At 60.7% G+C, this 20,660-nt stretch carries 17 protein-coding genes; 4 read left to right on the forward strand and 13 right to left on the reverse strand.

The window, feature by feature from the left end:
* Positions 1-141: 141 nt before the first annotated feature.
* A complete protein-coding gene (locus tag ASD50_RS03295) occupies positions 142-1,353 on the forward strand; it encodes an NADP-dependent isocitrate dehydrogenase (RefSeq protein WP_056236053.1) in 1,212 nt (403 codons plus the stop codon).
* Positions 1,354-2,490: 1,137 nt separating this feature from the next.
* Here the strand turns inward: ASD50_RS03295 and alaS are convergent.
* From alaS to ASD50_RS03315, 4 genes are all read right to left on the reverse strand, one after another.
* Positions 2,491-5,157 carry an alanine--tRNA ligase gene (gene alaS, locus ASD50_RS03300; RefSeq protein WP_056236213.1) on the reverse strand — a complete coding sequence of 889 codons (2,667 nt, stop codon included), beginning with the start codon at positions 5,155-5,157 and terminating at the stop codon, positions 2,491-2,493.
* A gap of 241 nt (positions 5,158-5,398) precedes the next feature.
* The gene (recA, locus tag ASD50_RS03305) at positions 5,399-6,484 is read right to left on the reverse strand and encodes a recombinase RecA (protein WP_056236056.1); all 1,086 of its coding nucleotides are present in this window, start codon (positions 6,482-6,484) and stop codon (positions 5,399-5,401) included.
* Between the two features lie 286 nt (positions 6,485-6,770).
* The gene (locus tag ASD50_RS03310) at positions 6,771-7,616 is read right to left on the reverse strand and encodes a hypothetical protein (RefSeq protein ID WP_056236059.1); all 846 of its coding nucleotides are present in this window, start codon (positions 7,614-7,616) and stop codon (positions 6,771-6,773) included.
* Between the two features lie 116 nt (positions 7,617-7,732).
* Positions 7,733-8,614, reverse strand: coding sequence for an IS1595 family transposase (locus ASD50_RS03315; protein WP_056236063.1), 882 nt, complete (start codon positions 8,612-8,614; stop codon positions 7,733-7,735).
* 177 nt (positions 8,615-8,791) lie between these two features.
* Between ASD50_RS03315 and ASD50_RS03320 the strand changes: the two genes are divergently transcribed.
* Positions 8,792-9,736 (forward strand): carbohydrate kinase family protein, encoded by a 945-nt coding sequence (locus tag ASD50_RS03320; RefSeq protein ID WP_056236066.1) that lies wholly within the window; start codon positions 8,792-8,794, stop codon positions 9,734-9,736.
* Positions 9,737-9,794: 58 nt separating this feature from the next.
* Positions 9,795-10,712: a pseudouridine-5'-phosphate glycosidase gene (locus ASD50_RS03325; protein WP_056236069.1), complete on the forward strand. Its 918-nt coding sequence runs from the start codon at positions 9,795-9,797 to the stop codon at positions 10,710-10,712.
* A 171-nt stretch (positions 10,713-10,883) separates the two neighbouring features.
* Here the strand turns inward: ASD50_RS03325 and ASD50_RS03330 are convergent, their stop codons facing one another.
* The 8 genes from ASD50_RS03330 to ASD50_RS03365 all read right to left on the reverse strand — a co-directional run bounded on the left by ASD50_RS03330 (position 10,884) and on the right by ASD50_RS03365 (position 18,533).
* Positions 10,884-11,207 carry a TfoX/Sxy family protein gene (locus ASD50_RS03330; protein ID WP_056236072.1) on the reverse strand — a complete coding sequence of 108 codons (324 nt, stop codon included), beginning with the start codon at positions 11,205-11,207 and terminating at the stop codon, positions 10,884-10,886.
* Between the two features lie 14 nt (positions 11,208-11,221).
* Complete coding sequence (gene sufA / locus ASD50_RS03335) at positions 11,222-11,611, reverse strand: Fe-S cluster assembly scaffold SufA (RefSeq protein ID WP_056236077.1); 390 nt, start codon at positions 11,609-11,611, stop codon at positions 11,222-11,224.
* Positions 11,612-11,752: 141 nt separating this feature from the next.
* Complete coding sequence (locus ASD50_RS03340; protein ID WP_162251976.1) at positions 11,753-12,130, reverse strand: SUF system Fe-S cluster assembly protein; 378 nt, start codon at positions 12,128-12,130, stop codon at positions 11,753-11,755.
* A gap of 20 nt (positions 12,131-12,150) precedes the next feature.
* Positions 12,151-13,392, reverse strand: a complete 1,242-nt coding sequence (locus ASD50_RS03345; RefSeq protein WP_056236083.1) for a cysteine desulfurase — start codon at positions 13,390-13,392, stop codon at positions 12,151-12,153.
* A 215-nt stretch (positions 13,393-13,607) separates the two neighbouring features.
* The gene (sufD, locus tag ASD50_RS03350) at positions 13,608-14,873 is read right to left on the reverse strand and encodes a Fe-S cluster assembly protein SufD (protein ID WP_056236086.1); all 1,266 of its coding nucleotides are present in this window, start codon (positions 14,871-14,873) and stop codon (positions 13,608-13,610) included.
* Positions 14,874-14,894: 21 nt separating this feature from the next.
* The gene (sufC, locus tag ASD50_RS03355) at positions 14,895-15,650 is read right to left on the reverse strand and encodes a Fe-S cluster assembly ATPase SufC (RefSeq protein ID WP_056236087.1); all 756 of its coding nucleotides are present in this window, start codon (positions 15,648-15,650) and stop codon (positions 14,895-14,897) included.
* 27 nt (positions 15,651-15,677) lie between these two features.
* Positions 15,678-17,201 (reverse strand): Fe-S cluster assembly protein SufB, encoded by a 1,524-nt coding sequence (sufB, locus tag ASD50_RS03360; RefSeq protein WP_056236091.1) that lies wholly within the window; start codon positions 17,199-17,201, stop codon positions 15,678-15,680.
* A 168-nt stretch (positions 17,202-17,369) separates the two neighbouring features.
* Positions 17,370-18,533 (reverse strand): cysteine desulfurase family protein, encoded by a 1,164-nt coding sequence (locus ASD50_RS03365; protein ID WP_056236094.1) that lies wholly within the window; start codon positions 18,531-18,533, stop codon positions 17,370-17,372.
* Positions 18,534-18,772: 239 nt separating this feature from the next.
* Between ASD50_RS03365 and ASD50_RS03370 the strand changes: the two genes are divergently transcribed.
* The gene (locus ASD50_RS03370) at positions 18,773-19,447 is read left to right on the forward strand and encodes an alpha/beta hydrolase (RefSeq protein WP_056236099.1); all 675 of its coding nucleotides are present in this window, start codon (positions 18,773-18,775) and stop codon (positions 19,445-19,447) included.
* Here ASD50_RS03370 and ASD50_RS03375 read toward each other — a convergent pair.
* Positions 19,439-20,581 (reverse strand): anhydro-N-acetylmuramic acid kinase, encoded by a 1,143-nt coding sequence (locus ASD50_RS03375; protein WP_056236102.1) that lies wholly within the window; start codon positions 20,579-20,581, stop codon positions 19,439-19,441. The genes ASD50_RS03370 and ASD50_RS03375 overlap by 9 nt on opposite strands.
* Positions 20,582-20,660: the final 79 nt, after the last annotated feature.

The following is a 20,660-nucleotide window of genomic DNA, read 5'->3' on the forward strand; positions in this document are numbered from 1 at the left end:
CCACGCATCCATGCTCCCAAATGCCGAGAACAGGAGCACTCGTGTCGTTTGCGCGCTTACAATGGCTTTGATATACGGGCTTCATCCTCGGCCAGTCCCTTCGGCACGGCCGCTCAGATTTCCAGAAACGAGGCACTTTTCATGGCGAAGATCAAGGTGGCGAACCCGGTCGTCGAACTCGACGGCGACGAGATGACGCGCATCATCTGGCAGTTCATCAAAGACAAGCTGATCCACCCGTATCTCGACATCAACCTCGATTACTATGATCTCGGCGTCGAACATCGCGACGCCACCAACGACCAAGTGACGATAGACGCCGCCCATGCGATCCAGAAGTATGGTGCTGGTGTAAAGTGCGCCACCATCACGCCCGACGAAGGCCGCGTCGAGGAATTCAAGCTCAAGAAGATGTGGAAGTCGCCCAACGGCACCATCCGCAACATCCTCGGCGGAACGATTTTCCGCGAGCCGATCATCATGAAGAACGTGCCGCGCCTGGTACCGGGCTGGACCAAGCCGATCATCGTCGGACGCCATGCCTTCGGCGACCAGTACAAGGCCACCGATTTCCGCTTCCCCGGCAAGGGCAAGCTGTCGATCAAATTCGTCGGCGAAGACGGCAAGGTGATCGAGCATGACGTGTTCGATGCACCCGGCGCCGGCGTCGCCATGGCCATGTACAATCTGGACGAGTCGATCCGTGAATTCGCCCGCGCTTCGCTGAACTATGGCTTGCTGCGCGGCTACCCGGTCTACCTCTCGACCAAGAACACGATCCTGAAAGCCTATGACGGCCGCTTCAAGGATATTTTCCAGGAAGTCTACGAGCAGGAATTCGCGGACGCGTTCAAGGAAAAGAAGATCACCTACGAGCACCGGCTTATCGACGACATGGTGGCTTCCGCGCTGAAGTGGTCGGGCGGCTATGTGTGGGCCTGCAAGAACTATGACGGCGACGTCCAGTCCGACACGGTGGCACAGGGCTTCGGCTCGCTCGGCCTGATGACCTCCGTGCTGATGACGCCGGATGGCAAGACGGTGGAAGCCGAAGCCGCGCACGGCACCGTGACCCGCCACTTCCGCCAGCACCAGAAAGGCGAGGAAACCTCGACCAACTCCATCGCCTCGATCTTTGCCTGGACGCGCGGACTGGCGCACCGCGCCAAGCTGGATGACAATGCCGACTTGAAGCGCTTTTCCGAAACGCTGGAGCGGGTCTGCATCAACACCGTCGAAAGCGGCTTCATGACCAAGGACCTGTCCCTGCTGATCGGCCCGGACCAACCGTGGCTGTCCACCACCGGCTTCCTCGACAAGGTAGACGAGAACCTGCAGAAGGCGATGGCCTGAGCGGCAAAGGGCGGCGCAGCCGGTTCTGCGTCGCTTTCACACTGCCGCACTATCACGGAATGGATCCCGGACAGCATCGCCGTCGCTTCGCTCGGCTCGCTTCCGGGATGACGAAGAGATGGTTGTGCCTATTCGTTGCCACGCCCGCTTTCGCGTCTGGGAATTCCTTGCCCCGCCTTTAAGCTCTCTCGCTTCGCGCGTCGCTGGCGGGGACGAATCCTTGCCCCGCCCTTAAGCTCCTTGCTTCGCGCGTCGCTGGCGGGGACGAATCCTTGCCCCACCCTTAAGCTCCTTGCTTCGCGCGTCGCTGGCGGGGACCCCGAGGAATGGCCAGACGGCTATCGGAGTTCGTGCTTTATGGTTGCCACGCCCGGCTAAAGCCGTCTGGCCATTGTCAAAGNCGTCGCTGGCGGGGACCCCGAGGAATGGCCAGACGGCTATCGGAGTTCGTGCTTTATGGTTGCCACGCCCGGCTAAAGCCGTCTGGCCATTGTCAAAGAACTGACCTCTGATGAGGTCGGGAGGACGGGCGGCCGTTCGGTCGCTCGTTTAGATAAAGTATGCGGCCTTGCGGCCGCCCGTCCGGTGGCTTCCCTCAACCGATGCACCGGCCATGCCGCAGCTCCGGCCTTGAAGGCCGACAACTGCGGGCAACACTGCGCCCGGTTCGAGGGCCGAACTTAGGGGTTCATCACCCAGCCGCCTACCGAAGACGACCAGCCCGGCACCGACGCCCTTCCCTGATACCCGGTGCGCACCAGGTCTCCCGCAAGGGCGATGGCATGGAGTATGCGGGAGGCGCGGAGGGTGGGGATAAGTGAGGGGTGAGATTTTTGTGGTAGGTATGCAGGAACAAGGGGTTGGGTGGAGGTCAGCCCGCGTTTGATCCACGTTCGGCAACTTGGCGCTGCCCCTCACCCTTACCCTCTCCCCCTGAGGAGGGGGAGCGGGAGGCGTCGGCGTTTGCGCAGAAACGGCAGGTTTCCGCCGCCATTGTACTGCCGCGATGTCACGGAATGGATCCCGGACAGCCTCGCCTTCGCTTTGCTCGGCTCGTTTCCGGGATGACGAAGCGGAGGGGTGCGCTCCCTTGGAAGAGATGGGGAACGCAGAGGTTGAGCGCTCGTGTTGGCTCGGTTACGCGGCGGCCAGTGCCGCCTTTACCGCCGCAATCGCATCGTTCGCCTTAGAGGCATCCGGGCCGCCTGCCTGAGCCATGTCCGGCCGGCCGCCACCGCCCTGCCCGCCCAACGCAGCCGAGGCAACGCGAACGAGTTCCACCGCGCTGAACCGGCCCGTCAGGTCGTCTGTCACACCGACCACGACGCTTGCCTTGTTATCCTCGCCAGCGCCGACGAAGACAACCACGCCCGAACCGAGCGACTTCTTGCCGGCATCGGCCAGCGGCTTCAAATCCTTCGGCGAAACACCCGAAACGGCCTTGCCGAGGAAGCCCACGCCGGCAATCGTTTCGTTCTCCGACGACCCTCCGGCCGTCGAGCTTCCACCGAGAGCAAGCTGCTTGCGTGCCTCGACAAGATCGCGTTCCAGCTTCTTGCGCTCGTCGAGCAGGGCCTCGACCCGGGCCTGAACATCGGCCGGCGAAATCTTCAACGTGGCCGCCACCGCCTTCAGGCGGCGATCCTGTTCATCCAGATGACGACGCGCAGCTTCGCCCGTCAGCGCTTCGATACGCCGAACGCCGGCCGCAACCGGGCTATCCGAGAGAATTCGGACCATGCCGATATCGCCGGTTGCCCTGACATGCGTGCCGCCGCACAACTCGATGGAATAAGGGCGATTGGCCTTTTCGCCGTGCAAGGCGGTGCCCATCGAGACGACGCGAACCTCATCGCCATATTTCTCGCCAAAGAGCGCCATCGCACCCTCGGCGCGCGCATCATCAACCGACATCAACCGGGTGGTGACGGGCCCGTTCTGGACGACGATCTCGTTGGCCATGCGCTCGACCTGCTCGAGTTCTTCCGGCGAAATCGACTTGTTGTGCGAAATGTCGAAACGCAGCCGTTCCGGCGCAACGAGCGAACCCTTTTGCGCGACGTGGGTGCCCAACACTTCACGCAAGGCCTCGTGAATGAGGTGGGTTGCCGAATGGTTCGACCGCAACCGCGAGCGACGCGCATGGTTTACCTGGAGCTCTACCGCCGCCCCTTCCCTGACCGTGCCGTTTACCACCTTGCCAAGGTGGATGAAGAGGCCGTCGACTTTCTTTTGCGTATCGGTGATTTCAATTTCAAACCCATCTCCGGCAATCCTGCCGGTATCGCCCATCTGGCCGCCGGATTCGCCGTAGAACGGGGTCTGGTTGACGATCACCGCAACCGTGCCGCCACTGGCAGCGGTCTCTATTTCCTTGCCGTCACCAACCAGCGCCAGCACGACGCCCTCAGCCTTTTCCGTGTCGTAGCCGAGGAACTCGGTGGCCCCGAGCTTTTCTCGCAGGCCAAACCAGATTGTCTCGGTTGCGGCCTCGCCGGAGCCCGCCCAGTTGGCGCGCGCTTCGGCCCGCTGGCGCTGCATGGCATCGTTGAAGCCGTCGAGATTGACGGAAATGTTGCGCTGGCGCAGCGCATCCTGCGTCAAGTCGAGCGGGAAGCCATAAGTGTCGTAGAGCTTGAACGCGGTTTCACCATCCAGCATCGCGCCTTCGGAAAGATCCGCAGTGGCTTCTTCCAGCAGATGCAGACCGCGCGCCAGCGTCTTGCGGAAGCGTGTTTCTTCAAGCTTCAGCGTTTCGGTGATCAGCGCTTCGCCGCGCACCAGTTCGGGATAGGCCTGGCCCATCTCGCGCAACAGCGCCGGCACCAACTTCCACATCAGCGGCTCGTTCGCGCCAAGCAACTGGCCGTGGCGCATGGCGCGGCGCATGATGCGGCGCAACACATAGCCCCGGCCTTCGTTTGACGGCAGCACGCCGTCGGCAATCAGGAACGAGGACGAGCGCAGGTGGTCGGCGATGACGCGGAACGAAGCCGTGGTTTCCTTATCCGGCCCCCGACCGAGCACTGACGCCGCAGCATCGATCAGGTGCCGGAACAGGTCGGTCTCGAAGACCGACTCGACACCCTGGAGGATCGACGCCATGCGTTCCAGCCCCATGCCGGTGTCGATCGAGGGGCGAGGCAGATCAACACGCTCTTCCTTGGTGACCTGCTCGTACTGCATGAAGACGAGGTTCCAGAACTCCAGGAAGCGGTCGCCATCCTCTTCCGGGCTGCCGGGCGGGCCACCCCAGATATGCTCGCCGCGGTCGATGAAGATTTCCGAGCAAGGGCCGCAAGGGCCGGTGTCGCCCATGGCCCAGAAATTGTCCGACGTCGGGATGCGGATGATGCGGTCTTCGGAAAAGCCGGCGATCTTCTTCCACAGGCGCACGGCCTCGTCGTCGGTGTGGTAGACGGTGACGAGGAGCTTGTCCTTGGCCAGACCGAACTCGCGCGTGATCAGGTTCCAGGCAAGCTCGATGGCGCGCTCCTTGAAGTAGTCGCCGAACGAGAAATTGCCGAGCATCTCGAAATAGGTGAGATGGCGGGCGGTGTAGCCGACATTGTCGAGGTCGTTGTGCTTGCCGCCGGCGCGCACGCATTTCTGAGCGGTCGTGGCGCGCGAATAGCCGCGCTTTTCCAAACCGGTGAACACGTTCTTGAACTGCACCATGCCGGCATTGGTGAACATCAAGGTGGGATCGTTGCGCGGCACCAATGGGCTCGACGAGACGACCTCATGGCCTTCCTTGCGGAAGTAGTCGAGGAAAGTCGACCGGATCTCGTTCACGCCACTCATGAATGATGCCTTTTTCGCGGGAAACGCCGGCAATGCCGGCGCACAGAACATGGCCTTTTAGCGACCAGCCCTCGCACTGTCCAGAAAGACAAAAAAGCCTGTACGAATCCAGCGAAACAGCCAGCCAAATCGCCTTGGAACACGACAAGCCGGCATCAAAACGCAAACCGCCGGCCTAAAAGACCGGCGGCTTATGTTACCCGATGAAATGCAAGCCTGTGCGCCTCACATGGGCGGGATTCTACATCTCGCCCGCTTCGTCTTCCAAACCGCCCTCGCCGCCGTTCTCGAGGAATTTCTCGGCGATCAGCCCCGCGTTCTGGCGGAGCGCCAGTTCGATTTCGCGCGCCGTTTCCGGATTGTCACGCAGGAACAGCTTGGCATTCTCGCGCCCCTGCCCGAGACGCTGCGAATTATAGGAAAACCATGCGCCGGACTTCTCGACCACGCCGGCCTTGACGCCCAGGTCGATCAGTTCGCCCGTTTTCGAAACGCCTTCGCCATACATGATGTCGAACTCGACCACCTTGAACGGAGGAGCAAGCTTGTTCTTGACCACCTTGACGCGGGTCTGGTTGCCGACGACCTCGTCGCGGTCCTTGACCGAACCGATGCGGCGAATGTCGAGACGCACCGATGCATAGAACTTGAGCGCGTTGCCGCCGGTCGTCGTCTCGGGCGAACCGAACATCACGCCGATCTTCATGCGGATCTGGTTGATGAAGATGACCATCGTGTTCGAGCGCGAAATCGACGCGGTGAGCTTGCGCAGCGCCTGGCTCATCAAGCGAGCCTGCAGACCCGGCAGCGAATCGCCCATCTCACCTTCGATTTCGGCGCGCGGCGTCAGCGCCGCCACCGAATCGACCACCAGCACGTCTATCGCGCCGGAACGCACCAGCGTGTCGCAAATCTCCAGCGCCTGCTCGCCGGTGTCCGGCTGCGAGATCAGGAGGTTTTCCAGATCGACGCCAAGCTTGCGGGCATAGACAGGGTCGAGCGCGTGCTCGGCATCGACGAAGGCGCAGATGCCGCCCTTCTTCTGCGCTTCGGCAACCGTGTGGAGCGCAAGCGTGGTCTTGCCGGAGCTTTCCGGCCCATAAACCTCGATGATGCGTCCGCGCGGCAAGCCGCCGACGCCAAGAGCGATATCAAGGCCAAGCGAGCCAGTTGGCACCGTCTCGATCTCAACCACCTGCTCGTTGGCGCCCAGACGCATGATCGAGCCTTTGCCGAAAGCCCGCTCGATTTGCGACAGGGCCGCATCCAGAGCCTTTGATTTGTCCACCGAACTGTCCTCTACAAGCCGCAATGAATTCTGAGCCATGATACAGCACCCTTTGTTCGTCAATGAAAGCCGGACAATCCGTTGATCCCTGCTATTTTGTACCTTTTTTGTTCTTTTTTGGCAATAGGCATTAAAATATTGATTTTAAATATAAATCTATATTTGTTCTTTTTTTGTACTTGCATCCGATGCGAGGATGTATCCCTCTCAAACATGTAAATATTATTCCACAACAGAATCAAGGCCGCCGCGAGGTGGTGTCGTGAAGTGGGCTGCGGTGATTCTGGTAGTGGTGGCGATGATGGTGGCGGGGTTAGGTGGCGCGTCAGCTAACCGAGTAGCTTTGCCCTCTGATGCGCAATGCCCCGATCTTGTATCCGTCGAAGGCAGAGGCGATGTGGTGAACGTCGCTTTTCGAAATGGCACTACGATAAGTCACGCAAACGAAAATAGTATATCCGCCTTCAATGTCGCCGTCACAGTCAGCAAGGATGCTTGGGCAATCGTGCGGGAACACACCTACGTTTCCGTACTTGGTCGAGGAAGCATCAATGCACCGCTTGGCAAAGTCATCGACGGAACCGTTGTCAATGCCAGCCATAACATTCTTCGTAACCTTGGCCCTCGCCTCTACATGGAGCGCGGGACTGCTGCCCACGTTTTCGACAAGAACCCACAAGGAAACATCCTCGCGCCCGTCGCCGTCCTCGATTTTCTCGATCGAGACGGACTTGATCTTAAGCCACGGCCTGTTTTCAATAAGAATCTGACCATTCGTGATCCTCAAAACCTCACCGGTTTGGCTTACAGTGCGGGCCACGAAATATATGCCACCAACGGCGACCAGAGATTGAGCCCAAGCGGCTACCCAGGCCCAAAAGGAGGCATTGGCCATATACTTTTGTGCGCTTACGTCATCTTCAGCGCGATTTGCATCCCGCTGGGCATTGTACGCCTTGCTGACGCAGACGAGGCGTTTTTCTGGGGCAAGACCGTAGCATCTCGCAATCTCTTCATTAGCTATGGCTTGTTCGTTGGCGGCATATTGGGTGGCGCTAGCGGTATATTCTTGCTGCTTGGCCAAATCCCATAGGGCGTAAACACCGCCAAGCAATACAATCAAGAATGCTATGCCAAATACATTATCTTTAACCCGCTCACGCTTTGGCATTTAATAATTGCCGCCTCAAAGTTTCCCCTAGTGGCGTTTATCTCTTAGAGTCGGGCAAGGAGTCCACATGACAACATCACCAAATCACCGCTTCGACCGCCTTCTAGACGCGATGCTTAAGCGCGCGCCTTTGGGCGTGGGAAAGACTGCAAAAGCAGGTCAAACATCAGATGCGGATGCTTCCGAAGATTCTGGCGGAACTCAAACTCCCAAAGGTAAGTCTGGAGCCACTTCTTCGACACCGAAACGTAAGTCCCGTTGATGGACCGCTTAACGTGCGACCAGAAGGCTTCAATGTTGTTGGTGTGAACTTGGCCGCTCACGTATTGACCGGCACTATGGTTCACGGTGCCGTGCATGTAGCCGTTTTCTGACAATTCGCCGTAGGACAGCAATTCGTCAGTCGCAACGCGCGAACCCTGCTTAACCCACTTCAAGATAGCGGGCATGACATGGCGAGCCTTACGGCTAGGGATGACTTGCGTAACGACTTCACCGCCGCGCTCAATCGCACCGAACACAATGGCCTTATCGTCTTCGCCGCGCTTATCAACGCCGCCAAAGAACATTTCGTCGGCTTCAACAATGCCACCGTCCTTGCCGCCAAGGCTGTTATCGCCATCGACGTAGCCCATGTACTGACGGATGAGATTGCACATGCGCCAAGCCGTTTTGTACGTCACGCCGATGGTGCGCTGGACTTCCTTGGCGGACACGCCGTTGCGGGAAGTCGTGAACATGAACATCACCGTGAACCAGTCGCGCAAGGAGGTGCGCGTGTTCTCGAATGGCGTACCGGCTGTCGGGTAAACCTGATTGCCGCAGAAATCGCACTCATAGCAGCGGCGCTTGGCAACGCGATGGAACTTAGCTTCGCGATGACATTTGGCGCAGGCGTGCCGCGCACCGTAACGGGTAGCCATTAGGTGCTCCAGGCACGATTCCTCTGTCGGGAAACGCTCTTGGAACTGACGGAGAGTAGGGAGTTTGTTGCTCATGCATAATTACATAACACGACCGCTTACATGTTTCAAGGGGATACATCCCCCGATGCGATATGCACGATGCTGTGAAGCCTTCTCGCACAAGGGAAGCTGGCGAATCGATCCGTTCGATTGCGGCAGTGGATCGTCCAAACTAAAGTCCGTCCGACACTACAAACCCGCAGGCTCGCCATGACGCATTCACCCAATATCCTTGCCGTGGGCGGTGCGCATGTCGACCGGCGCGGCCAGGTCTCCGGCGCATATGTACCTGCCGCCTCCAACCCCGGCACGATGCGCGAGGATGTTGGCGGGGGTGTGTTCAATGCACTGCGCACCGCCGTGCGCCGAGGCGTTTCGGCTTCGCTGCTCTCCGTGCGGGGTGGCGACGGCGCCGGCGACACGGTTGCGCGGGCCATCGTCGAAGCGGGCGTTGCCGATTTGTCCGTAACGTTCCTCGACCGGACCACGCCGAGCTATACGGCGCTTCTGGACCGCGAGGGCGAGTTGATCATCGGCTTTGCGGATATGGCGCTTTACGAGGCTGCCTTTCCCAAGCAGATGCGCCGGGCCAAGGTGCGCGAGGCGCTGGATGCGGTCGATGCCGTTTTGTGCGACGCCAATCTGCCGACAACGGCACTCGAGCGATTGGCTGGCCTGGCGCAAGGCAAGCCGATCTTCGCCGTTGCCATTTCCCCGACCAAGGTCGTGCGGCTCGTTCCGATTCTGGGACAGATTGCGATTTTGTTCATGAACCGACGCGAGGCGGCGACGCTTGCCGGGATGGAGCGCGAGGCTCCAATACAAAGCCTGGTTTCCGGGCTGCAAAAGGCTGGCCTTGGAAGCGGTGTCATTACCTCTGGAAGTGAAATGATCCTGGGGTTTGACAAGAAGGGTTCATTCGCGATCAACCCTCCCGCCGCGCGGCATGTGGCGGATGTAACCGGCGCGGGCGATGCGCTTGCCGGCGCCACGGTGGCCGCATTGCTGAAAGGCCTCGATTTGCGCCAGGCATTGCGCGAAGGAGTGGCCGCCGCGCTCCTTGCCATCGAAAGCCCGGACGCCGTGCCGAAATTCGATGCGTCTTCCTTCGCCAAGGCGCTTGCCCTTGTGCCGCAGGTCGAGGAAGTGGCATGAGATGCGCCGACAGCAAAAGCACGCTGAAAGCCAGCAAGCGGCATAGCCGGAGACGATCATGACGCCAGAAAGCGCCCGCCCCTTCATCGATGTCCATGCGCCGGTGGCGAAAGCGTTGGCCGCTGGCCGCCCGGTCGTTGCGCTCGAAAGCACGATCATCACGCACGGCATGCCTTACCCCGACAATGGAGCAATGGCTGCCAATGTCGAAAAGATCGTTACGGACGAAGGGGCGGTTCCCGCCACGATCGCGGTCGTCGGCGGACGGATCAAGATCGGCCTTTCCGATGGGGAGCGCGAATCGCTGGCCATGACCGGCGATGCGATGAAGCTGTCGCGCGCCGATCTGGCCTTCGCCGTTGCCGAAGGGCGGACTGGCGGGACGACCGTGGCCGCAACGATGATCGCGGCGCATCTGGCGGGCATCCGGGTTTTCGCCACGGGCGGCATAGGCGGCGTGCACAAGGGCGCGGAGACAAGCTTCGACATTTCCGCCGACCTCGACGAACTGGCGCGCACGCCGGTCATCGTCGTGTCGGCCGGGGCAAAGGCCATTCTCGACATCGAAAAGACGCTTGAAGTACTGGAAACGCGCGGCGTTCCGGTGATCGCCCATCGGGCCGAAGTGATGCCTGCGTTCTGGTCGCGGCAGTCGCCATTCCGCGCCCCGCTCACGCTGGACAGTGCTAACAAGATCGCCAAGCTGTTCCAGACACGGCAGGCGCTCGGCCTTGATGGCGGCATGCTGGTGGCAAACCCGGTGCCGCAGCATGACGAGATTCCGGCCGATGAGATGGCCGGGCACATCGAGGCGGCTCAGAAGGCGGCGCTGGCGCAAAACGTCACCGGCAAGGCGGTGACGCCGTTCTTGCTGTCGAAGATCATGGAACTTACCAGCGGTCGCAGCCTGAAGACCAACATCGCGCTGGTCGAGAATAACGCCCGGCTGGCGGCACAGATTGCCAAGGCGCTCTAGGGTGTAGGATTTGGATGATGGTGGCCTGCAAACGGCAGCTTTCTGCGCTTCCGATGCTCATGTAGCCTCGTGTACACTGCGCTTCGGTTCTCGAACGCTGCCGTTTTCGGCTCACCCTGATCCAAATCCCGACACACCCTAGTTGCCAACACGACATCCAGGCTTCGGGCATCACTTACCTGCGCGCAAGCCGGCCTCATATGCCTTGCGCGCCCAGACAGTCATCTCGTCAGGGTCATCCAGTGCGCCATCGGGAACGGTCCAGTAGGGCATCGCCACTTCCTTGCCGTGGCGCTTGTGGCGATAAGTCCAGCGCTTGGCGCCTGCCGCTTCATAGTCGGCTGCAACGGCGTCATCGCCCTTCAGCATCAGCTCGCCGCGCAGGATCAGCGCGAAGATAACGCCTTGATGATAGATGCCCTTGCCGCTGAACATACGGCGGATGGAAACGGCCCCTAGCCCGTCAAAGAGTTCCCGGATGCGCTCGTCGTCCACCGCAACCGGACGGATCAGGCCGCGCTTGCAGCGCCGCGCGCTTCGGCCAGCGCTTTGAGGTCGGCTTGCTTCAACTCCACGGATTCACCGCAGCCGCAGGCCGAACTCTGGTTGGGGTTGCGAAAGGTGAAACCGGTGCGAAGTTTCGTCTGTTCGAAGTCCAACTCCGTGCCAAGCAGGAAAAGAGCGGCTTCCGGGGCCACGTAAACGTGGGCGCCATCACGTTCGACATGGTCGTCCTTAGCCACCGGCTCGGTGACAAGATCGACGGTATATTCCATGCCTGCGCAACCGCCCTTCTTGATGCCAAGGCGAATGCCGTGGGCGTTTTCACGCGTGGCGACAATCTCGCGCACACGCTCGGCGGCCTTCTCGGTCATGCTGATGACGACAAAGCGTCCCATTGCCTTCTCCACTGTCGCGCCGGTTCAAGGCCGGCGGAGCGAGTCTCACCCTAAAATGGTGAAGTTTCCGGTTTAGCGCAAGACCGCCGAACGGTCGCGATTGCGAACGCAAACCGGCTCCCGCTTTTCCGGGAATTGCTTTCAGTACCACCCGCAGGCGATCTGCGCTTCTTCCGACATGCGGTCAGGCGTCCACGGCGGGTCGAATGTCATGGTTACATCGACGCCGGAAACGCCTTCGACAGCACTGACGGCATTCTCCACCCAGCCCGGCATTTCGCCGGCCACGGGGCAACCGGGAGCCGTCAGCGTCATCTCGATCTTGACCGAGCGGTCGTCCTCGATATCGATCTTGTAGACGAGGCCGAGTTCATAGATATCGGCTGGAATTTCAGGGTCGTAGACCGTCTTCAGCGCCGAGATGATATCGTCGGTCAGCCGCGCCAGTTCGTCCGCTGGAATGGAAGAGGCAGTAAATCCGCCGTTTGTCGTCGCTTCCTGCGGTGTGGCCTCAACCATTGTCGTTTCTTCCATTTTCGTCACCCGAAAAACTTCCGCGCTTTTTCCAGCGCCTCGGCGAGAGCATCAACCTCCGCCCTCGTATTATACATGCCGAACGACGCCCTGCATGTGGATGTTACGCCGAAGCGTTTCAACAGCGGCTGGGCACAGTGCGTGCCGGCACGAACCGCAACGCCCTGCCTGTCGATCACCATCGACACGTCGTGCGCATGGATGCCCTGCAGTTCGAACGACACGATCGCGCCCTTGCCCGGAGCATCGCCGAAAATACGCAGCGAATTGATCGCGCGAAGCCGTTCATGCGCATAGGCTTTCAGGTCGGCCTCGTGCGCGGCGATGCGATCTCGACCGACGCTATCCATATAGTCGAGCGCAGCGCCGAGCCCGATAGCCTGCACGATGGGCGGCGTGCCCGCCTCAAAGCGATGCGGCGGGTCGTTGTAGGTGACGATATCCTCCGTCACCTCCTCGATCATCTCACCGCCACCCATGAAAGGCCGCATGGCCTCCAACCGCTCACGCTTGCCATAGAGAACGCCGATGCCGGAAGGACCGTAGACCTTGTGGCCGGTGAACACGAAGAAATCGCAGTCGAGATCCTGCACGTCGATGGGCATGTGCACCGCGCTTTGGCTGCCGTCGACCAGAACAGGAATGCCGCGCTGGTGCGCGATGCGGCAGATTTCCTTGATCGGCGTCACCGTGCCCAGTGCGTTCGACATGTGGGTGATGGCAACCAGCTTTGTGCGGTCTGTCAGGCTCTTTTCAAAGTCTTCGAGGTGGAGCGCGCCAAGATCGTCGACCGGCACCCACACCAGCCTGGCCCCTTGCCGCTCGCGGATGAAATGCCACGGCACGATGTTGGAATGGTGCTCGAGGATCGACAGCACGATCTCGTCGCCTGCACCGATATGCGGCATACCGAAGCCATAGGCTACGGTGTTGATCGCAGCCGTCGAGTTCGAGGTAAAGACGATGTTGTCGGTGCTTGGCGCGTTCAGGAACCGCCGCACGCTTTCGCGCGACTTCTCATAGGCGTCGGTAGCAGCGTTGGACAGGAAGTGCAGGCCGCGATGCACATTGGCGTATTCGAGCGAATAGGCATGCTGGATTGCATCCAGCACCACCTGCGGCTTCTGTGCCGAAGCCCCATTGTCCAGATAGACGAGAGGTTTGCCGTAGACTTCGCGCGACAGGATGGGGAAATCGCGGCGGATCGCCTCGACATCATAGGGAAGTGTTGCGGTTGACTGGTCCATGTTCAGACCTCCCATGAGGGGCTGCCCAAGGCACCCCCCTCTGGCCTGCCGGTCATCTCTCCCTCAAGGCGGGAGATCGTCTTTTCATCAATGGTATCAAGAATCGCAAATGTTGCAGTCACCGGCGAAGCGGCGGTCCAGCCAATCCCCCCCCTTGAGGGGGAGATGACCGGCAGGCCAGAGGGGGGTGAAGGCAGAAAAGTCATGGCCTTCCCTTACCCATGTGTGGCGAACCAGCCGTCGAGCTTGTGCTCCAGGGCCTCGACGATCTGTTCGTCTTCGAGTTCTTCGATGACTTCCGCCACGAAGGCCTTTACCAGCAGGCCCCGCGCCGTCTTTTCATCGATGCCACGCGCCATCAGGTAGAACAGATGGTTGTGGTTGATCTCGGTGACCGTGGCGCCGTGGCCGCAGGCAACGTCGTCGGCAAAGATTTCGAGTTCCGGCTTGGTCGAGAATTCGCCGTCGTCAGACAACAACAGCGTGTTGCAAGCCATCTTGGCGTCGGTCTTCTGCGCCACCTGATGCACGTTGATGCGGCCCTGGAAAACGCCACGCGCCTTGCCGGTGACGACATTTCTGATGATTTCACGCGACCCGGTATGCGGCACGGCATGATCCAGCACCATGGTGACGTCGGTGTGCGTGTCGCCCGCCAGAAGGTCGATGGCGCGCAACTGGAAGTCCGAGCCCTCGCCCTTGGTGACGACGCGGATTTCCTGGCGCACAAGCTTGCCGCCGGCGTTCATGACAAACAGCGTGAGCTTGGCGTCCTTGCCGATCCAGGCGTTGAACTGGCCAAAATAGGATGCCGTGTCAGGCTCTTCCTGCACAATCAGCCAGGTGACATTCGAACCGTCGCCAACAGTCAGGTTATCGACCGACGAAACAAGCGCTGCGCCAGTGCCGGTCTGCCGCTCCACGATGGTTGCCGTGACGCCGGTGCCCACCTTGACAGCGAAACGGGTATGAACCTGTCCGCCAGCCTGCATGTTTTGCAGTTCCACCGGCTTGTCCAGAGAGGTGCCGTCGGCAATATCGAGAAGCCAGCCATCGGCGACGAAAGCCGTATTCAGCGCACCGATGGCGTCATCGGCGCCCTGCGTACCGAGCGCTGCCGCATAGGTGCCGTCCGCAAGCTTGGCGGAGACCGGGGTTGCCGTAACGCCTTCGATCGCTGCCGGCTTTCCAGCAACGCCATTGAGCACCGGCAGCACCGGCGAACCCTCGATCAGCGGCGCGACCGTCTTTGCCTCAAGAGCAGCGTCGAATTCCGGCACCTTCGTCAGCAGGCGGCGCAAATCCGTGTAATGCCAGGACTCGACACGCCGCGTCGGCAAACCGGCTTTCAGTGCCTCGATGGCGTTGTCGCGCTTCAACATCACGTTGCCATCGCCCGGCAACAGCGTAAGCCTGTCACCGAATGCCTCGATCAAGGCAGTCTCGGCAGGCGTGAGCTGCGGGGTTGAATGAATGTTCATTGCGTTCACCTCACTCCAGCCTCAAGCCGCCTCGTCGATGACGCCGGCGTAGCCATTGGCTTCGAGTTCGAGCGCCAGCGACTTGTCGCCCGACTTGATGACCTGGCCCTTGTAGAGAACGTGCACGGTGTCGGGCACGATGTGCTCGAGAAGACGCTGATAGTGGGTGATGACGAGGAACGCGCGGTCTGGCGAACGCAGCGAATTCACGCCATCGGCGACGATCTTCAGCGCGTCGATGTCAAGACCGGAATCGGTTTCGTCCAAAACGCAGAGCTTCGGCTCGAGCAGCTTCATCTGCAGGATTTCGGCGCGCTTCTTCTCGCCGCCCGAGAAGCCGACATTGAGCGGGCGTTTCAGCATGCCCATGTCCATGTTGAGCGAACCGGATGCCTCCTTCACCTTCTTGATGAATTCGGGAATCTTCAGCGGCTCCTCGCCGCGCGCCTTGCGCTGTTCGTTGAGCGCAACCTTGAGGAATTCCATCGTGGCAACGCCGGGTATCTCCATCGGATACTGGAAGGCGAGGAAGATGCCGGAAGCGGCGCGTTCGGCCGGGTCCATCTCAAGGATCGACTCGCCGTTGTAGAGGATGTCGCCCTCGGTCACTTCATAGTCCTCGCGGCCGGCGAGGATATAGGACAGCGTCGACTTGCCGGAACCGTTCGGCCCCATGATGGCGGCGACTTCGCCCTTGTTGACGGTCAGGTTCAGCCCGCGAATGATCTCGGTGCCGTCTTCGGCGATGCGGGCGTGCAGGTTCTTGATCTCAAGCATTTGTTCTTCCTGAATCTTTTGTTCCGGTCAGCCGACCGAGCCTTCCAGCGAAATTCCGATGAGCTTCTGCGCCTCGACGGCGAACTCCATCGGCAGTTCCTGGATGACGTCCTTGACGAAGCCGTTGACGATCAATGCGATGGCTTCCTCCTCGGGAATGCCGCGCTGCATGACGTAGAACTTCTGGTCCTCGGAAATCTTCGAGGTGGTCGCCTCGTGCTCGAACTTCGCCGTCGCGTTCTTGGCTTCCATGTAGGGCACGGTATGCGCGCCGCACTGGTCGCCGATCAGAAGCGAATCGCAGTTGGTGAAGTTCCGCGCATTGGTCGCCTTGCGGTGCGCGGAAACCTGGCCGCGATAGGTGTTCTGCGAGAAACCGGCGGCAATGCCCTTGGAGATGATGCGGCTCTTGGTGTTCTTGCCAAGGTGGATCATCTTGGTGCCGCTATCGATCTGCTGATAGCCGTTCGACACCGCGATGGAATAGAAATTGCCCTGGCTGTCGTCGCCGCGCAGGATGCACGATGGGTACTTCCACGTGATCGCCGAGCCGGTTTCGACCTGCGTCCACGAAATCTTGGAACGGTCGCCGCGGCAATCGCCACGCTTGGTGACGAAGTTGTAGATGCCGCCCTTGCCTTCCGCGTCGCCCGGATACCAGTTCTGGACCGTCGAATACTTGATCTCGGCGTCGTCGAGCGCAATCAGCTCGACCACGGCAGCGTGAAGCTGGTTCTCGTCGCGCTGCGGGGCCGTGCAGCCTTCCAGATAGGAGACGTAGGCGCCCTCTTCCGCGATGATGAGGGTCCGCTCGAACTGGCCGGTGCCCTTCTCGTTGATGCGGAAATAGGTCGAAAGCTCCATCGGGCAGCGCACGCCCTTCGGCACGAACACGAACGAGCCGTCCGTGAACACGGCGGAGTTCATGGTCGCATAGAAGTTGTCGCTGACGGGAACGACGGAGCCGAGATATTTCTTCACCAGGTCCGGGTGTTCGCGGATCGCTTCGGAAATCGAGCAGAAGATGACGCCCGCAGCCGCCAGTTCCTTGCGGAAGGTGGTGACGACCGACACGGAATCGAACACCGCATCCACAGCGACGCGGCCCGACTGGTAGACATTGTCGGAAAGCTCGCCGTCCAGTTCACTGGGTTCGCTCTGCTTGCGCACGCCGGCGAGGATTTCCTGCTCTTTGAGCGGAATGCCCAGCTTTTCGTACGTCCTCAGCAGTTCCGGATCGACCTCGTCCAAGGACGTCGGCCCGGTCATGCCCTTCGGCGCTGCGTAATAGTGAATGTCCTGGAAGTCGATCTTCGGATATTCGACGCGCGCCCAAGTCGGCTCTTCCAGCGTCAGCCAGCGGCGAAACGCTTCCAGACGCCATTCCAGCATCCATTCCGGTTCGTCCTTCTTGGCCGAAATCAGACGAATGATGTCTTCGTTAAGGCCCTTGGGAGCCTTATCGGTCGCGATTTCCGTCTCGAATCCATATTTGTATTGGTCAACGTCGATCTTGCGGACTCGATCGATCGTTTCCTGCACGGCAGGCATAAGCGTTCTCCATCCACGCCGGGGTCAAGGCCCGACAGTTTTCAAACTATGGCACCGTTCGGGTGGGAACGGCGTAAGTTCCATATAGTACGTCCCGACCGGAAATTCACCGGCCACGAAGGTCCGCACGGCTCTACCAGGCCCGAAGGCCCAATTCTCGCGCCGCCGTCAGGCAGCCTTGACGCGATCGGCACGGCGCGCGGCTATGCCCGCCAGTGCATCGCGAAACAATTCCAGATCCCGCGCACTCGTCGCGCGTCCGATGGACACGCGCAGCGCACCGTGGCTCTCGTCGTAGCCCATCGCCTTCAGCACGTGGCTCGGACCGACTTTGCCCGACGAACAGGCGGAACCAGCCGACAGCGCCACGCCGGCAAGGTCGAAGGCGATCTGCGCCGTCTCGGCCTTGACGCCGGGAACGGCGAAAAACGTCGTATTGGCGAGCCGGGGTGCTGCCCCGCCGAAGATCTCGGCATCAGGCACGAGCCCGGTCACGATCGCCTCGACCTCGGAGCGCTTCGCCGCGACATCATCCATATTGGAGAGCCCGTCAAGCGCCTGCCTGGCAGCCGCGCCGAAGCCGGCAATGCCGGCAAGGTTCTCAGTGCCGCCGCGATGGCCCTTTTCCTGGCCGCCGCCGCTGACCAGCGGGCGCGGCATCATCAAATCGGCGGCCGCGACAATCGCCCCGACACCCTTGGGACCACCGACCTTGTGCGAAGACAGAATCAGGTAATCAGCGCAAGGCTTTGACATATCTAAAGGAATGCGGCCTGCCGCCTGAACGGCGTCGAGGATCAGGATGCCGCCGGCACCCTTCACAACTTCCGCAATCTTTTCGATCGGCTGGATGACGCCGGTCTCGTTGTTGGCGGCATGGATGGCAACCAGAGGCAGCCCCGAAGCCTTGTCATGCGCCGCGAGCACGGCTGCCAGTTGATCGAGATCGACGATACCATCGGCGTTGACGCCGATGCGGCTGATATTTCCGGCAGCAAACCGACCGCCATTAAGCAGACAGGGGTGGTCGGCGGCACATATGTAGAGATGGCTCATGCGCACGGCGCCGCGGCCCATCTGCCAGTCGGGCGTGAGCAAGGTCGAAGCGGCCTCGGTCGCGCCGGAGGTAAAGACGACATGTTCGGGCTTGGCATTGACCAGCGCGGCAACATCACGGCGCGCGCTTTCGATCATGCGCCGGGCCACCCGGCCCTCCGCATGCACGGACGAGGGATTGGCCGCGATATCGAACGCGGCGACCATCGCAGCACGCGCTGCATCCAGCAGCGGCGCGCTTGCGTTGTAGTCGAGATAGGCGCGTTCAGCAGCCATTTCCCTCTCAATATCTCCTCGTCTGAAGCCGCATCGAACGCCGAAGCGTTATTTCCTTGAAATTACAAGGCCAGCCGTCCTATCTAGCGCCTTTGCGGCACGGGTGGCCAGCCACTCAGTTTTGAATAGTTCTAATCTGGTTCTAGAAACAGCTTCGACGCGCGTCAAGGTCGAATCTTGTGCAATCAGGTCAGGAATTGTTTCGACACCGCTCCAGAGCTTAAAGTGCGGAGTTTTAGATGCCTGAGGTCATTTTTACAGGTCCGGCCGGTCGCCTGGAAGGTCGCTATCAGCCTTCCAAGGAGAAAAGCGCGCCGATCGCTATTGTACTGCATCCGCATCCGCAATTCGGCGGCACGATGAACAACAAGATCGTGTACGATCTTTTCTACATGTTCCAGAAGCGCAACTTCACCACGCTGCGTTTCAATTTCCGGGGCATCGGCCGCAGCCAGGGCGAATTCGACCACGGCACCGGCGAGTTGTCCGACGCAGCCGCAGCGCTCGACTGGGTGCAGTCGCTGCATCCCGATTCCAAGAGCTGCTGGGTGGCCGGCTACTCGTTCGGCTCGTGGATCGGCATGCAGCTTCTGATGCGCCGTCCCGAAATCGAAGGCTTCATTTCAATCTCGCCGCAGCCGAACATCTACGACTTCTCGTTCCTCGCGCCCTGTCCTTCGTCCGGCCTCATCATCCACGGCGATGCCGACAAAGTCGCCCCGCCGAAGGACGTGCAGGGCCTGGTCGACAAACTGCATACCCAAAAGGGCATCACGATCACGCAAAAGACGATCCCCGGCGCCAACCATTTCTTCGCCAACGATGCGGAACTTTTGCTGGAGGAATGCGCCGACTACCTCGACCGCCGCCTGGCTGGCGAACTCGCCGATCCACGCCCCAAGCGGCTAAGGTAAGGGACGTACAATTACTCCTCCGATGACCGGTTCCTTGCAGCCGGTCGTCGTCGGAAACGTCAGTGGCAGTCCCTTGAGGACGCGCACCGCGAGATAAGCCCAGGCCTCTGCCTCGGTGGCATCGCCGTCCAGCCCGACATCTTCTGCGAGAACCGCGTTTGCGCCTGCAGCTTCAGCGCCCTCGCGGAGGTCGCGCACGATATGCGGGTTCTTGCGGCCTCCCCCGCAAGCGATCCAGAGCTTCGGTCTGCCGGGCAGATGGTCGACCGATTTCAGGATTGCCTGTGCCGAAACCGCAGCGAGCGTTCTTGCGCCATCGGCCAATTCCAGCCCTTCGGCCTCGGCAAGCGTGAAGTCGTTGCGGTCGAGCGACTTCGGTCCCGGCCGGCTGAAAAATGGCTTTTCCAGATAGCGCTCCACGACCACGCGCACCACATCGCCTTCGCTGGCAATTGCTCCGTCGGCATCGAACGGAATGCCGCCTTCGCGCGACACCCACTGGTCGATCAGGGCATTGCCGGGGCCTGTATCGAAGGCAACCGGATCGCCGGTAGCCGATACGCAGGTGATGTTGGAGATACCGCCGATGTTGACGAACACGACCGGGAACTGCCCGGCATGAGGTGCCGGCAGCGCGTGCGCCAAGGCGGCGTGATAGGCGGGCACCAACGGTGCGCCCTGCCCGCCATGCACCATATCGTTGGCGCGCATGTCATAGGCCACCGGCAGGCCGGTCAGCGCCGACAGGAGCTTGCCGTCGCCCAATTGCAGCGTCAGCGCGGCACTCGGGCGATGCAGGACGGTCTGGCCATGAAAGCCGACAATGTCCGGCTTTCCCCACCCGGCGAGTTTCTGGCGGATGAAAGCCGCGACCGCGTCGGCATGGCGTCGCGTGATCTCCTTCTCCAGATCGGCAAGGTCTCCGGGCCTGTCGTCGCGCGCTGCAATCTGCCTGGCCGTCTCCAATGCCCGTGTGATGCGGTCGCGAAAGGCTGCTTCGTAAGGCACGAAGAAATTTGGGCCGCGCTCGACGATATTCGAGCCATCCGTCCGCAGCGCAGCAAGGTCGATGCCGTCCATGGACGTGCCGCTCATCAGACCTATCGCGTGCATCGTGCGAGCTTGGATTGCCATTTGGCCTACCGTTCTTGTGATTCCTTGGTTCCTGATGCTAAACGCGCGCGATCATACATGCCACGCCGCGACCATTTCG

The sequence above is a fragment of the Mesorhizobium sp. Root552 genome, assembly GCF_001427285.1.
Lineage (GTDB): Bacteria > Pseudomonadota > Alphaproteobacteria > Rhizobiales > Rhizobiaceae > Mesorhizobium.

What these genes read in the sequence shown, in the direction of transcription:
- ASD50_RS03295 (WP_056236053.1), top strand. Translation starts at nt 142, where the DNA reads ATGGCGAAGATCAAGGTGGCGAACCCGGTCGTCGAACTCGACGGCGAC.
- alaS (WP_056236213.1), bottom strand. Translation starts at nt 5,157, where the DNA reads ATGAGTGGCGTGAACGAGATCCGGTCGACTTTCCTCGACTACTTCCGC.
- recA (WP_056236056.1), bottom strand. Translation starts at nt 6,484, where the DNA reads ATGGCTCAGAATTCATTGCGGCTTGTAGAGGACAGTTCGGTGGACAAA.
- ASD50_RS03310 (WP_056236059.1), bottom strand. Translation starts at nt 7,616, where the DNA reads ATGCCAAAGCGTGAGCGGGTTAAAGATAATGTATTTGGCATAGCATTC.
- ASD50_RS03315 (WP_056236063.1), bottom strand. Translation starts at nt 8,614, where the DNA reads ATGAGCAACAAACTCCCTACTCTCCGTCAGTTCCAAGAGCGTTTCCCG.
- ASD50_RS03320 (WP_056236066.1), top strand. Translation starts at nt 8,792, where the DNA reads ATGACGCATTCACCCAATATCCTTGCCGTGGGCGGTGCGCATGTCGAC.
- ASD50_RS03325 (WP_056236069.1), top strand. Translation starts at nt 9,795, where the DNA reads ATGACGCCAGAAAGCGCCCGCCCCTTCATCGATGTCCATGCGCCGGTG.
- sufA (WP_056236077.1), bottom strand. Translation starts at nt 11,611, where the DNA reads ATGGGACGCTTTGTCGTCATCAGCATGACCGAGAAGGCCGCCGAGCGT.
- ASD50_RS03340 (WP_162251976.1), bottom strand. Translation starts at nt 12,130, where the DNA reads ATGGTTGAGGCCACACCGCAGGAAGCGACGACAAACGGCGGATTTACT.
- ASD50_RS03345 (WP_056236083.1), bottom strand. Translation starts at nt 13,392, where the DNA reads ATGGACCAGTCAACCGCAACACTTCCCTATGATGTCGAGGCGATCCGC.
- sufD (WP_056236086.1), bottom strand. Translation starts at nt 14,873, where the DNA reads ATGAACATTCATTCAACCCCGCAGCTCACGCCTGCCGAGACTGCCTTG.
- sufC (WP_056236087.1), bottom strand. Translation starts at nt 15,650, where the DNA reads ATGCTTGAGATCAAGAACCTGCACGCCCGCATCGCCGAAGACGGCACC.
- sufB (WP_056236091.1), bottom strand. Translation starts at nt 17,201, where the DNA reads ATGCCTGCCGTGCAGGAAACGATCGATCGAGTCCGCAAGATCGACGTT.
- ASD50_RS03365 (WP_056236094.1), bottom strand. Translation starts at nt 18,533, where the DNA reads ATGGCTGCTGAACGCGCCTATCTCGACTACAACGCAAGCGCGCCGCTG.
- ASD50_RS03370 (WP_056236099.1), top strand. Translation starts at nt 18,773, where the DNA reads ATGCCTGAGGTCATTTTTACAGGTCCGGCCGGTCGCCTGGAAGGTCGC.
- ASD50_RS03375 (WP_056236102.1), bottom strand. Translation starts at nt 20,581, where the DNA reads ATGGCAATCCAAGCTCGCACGATGCACGCGATAGGTCTGATGAGCGGC.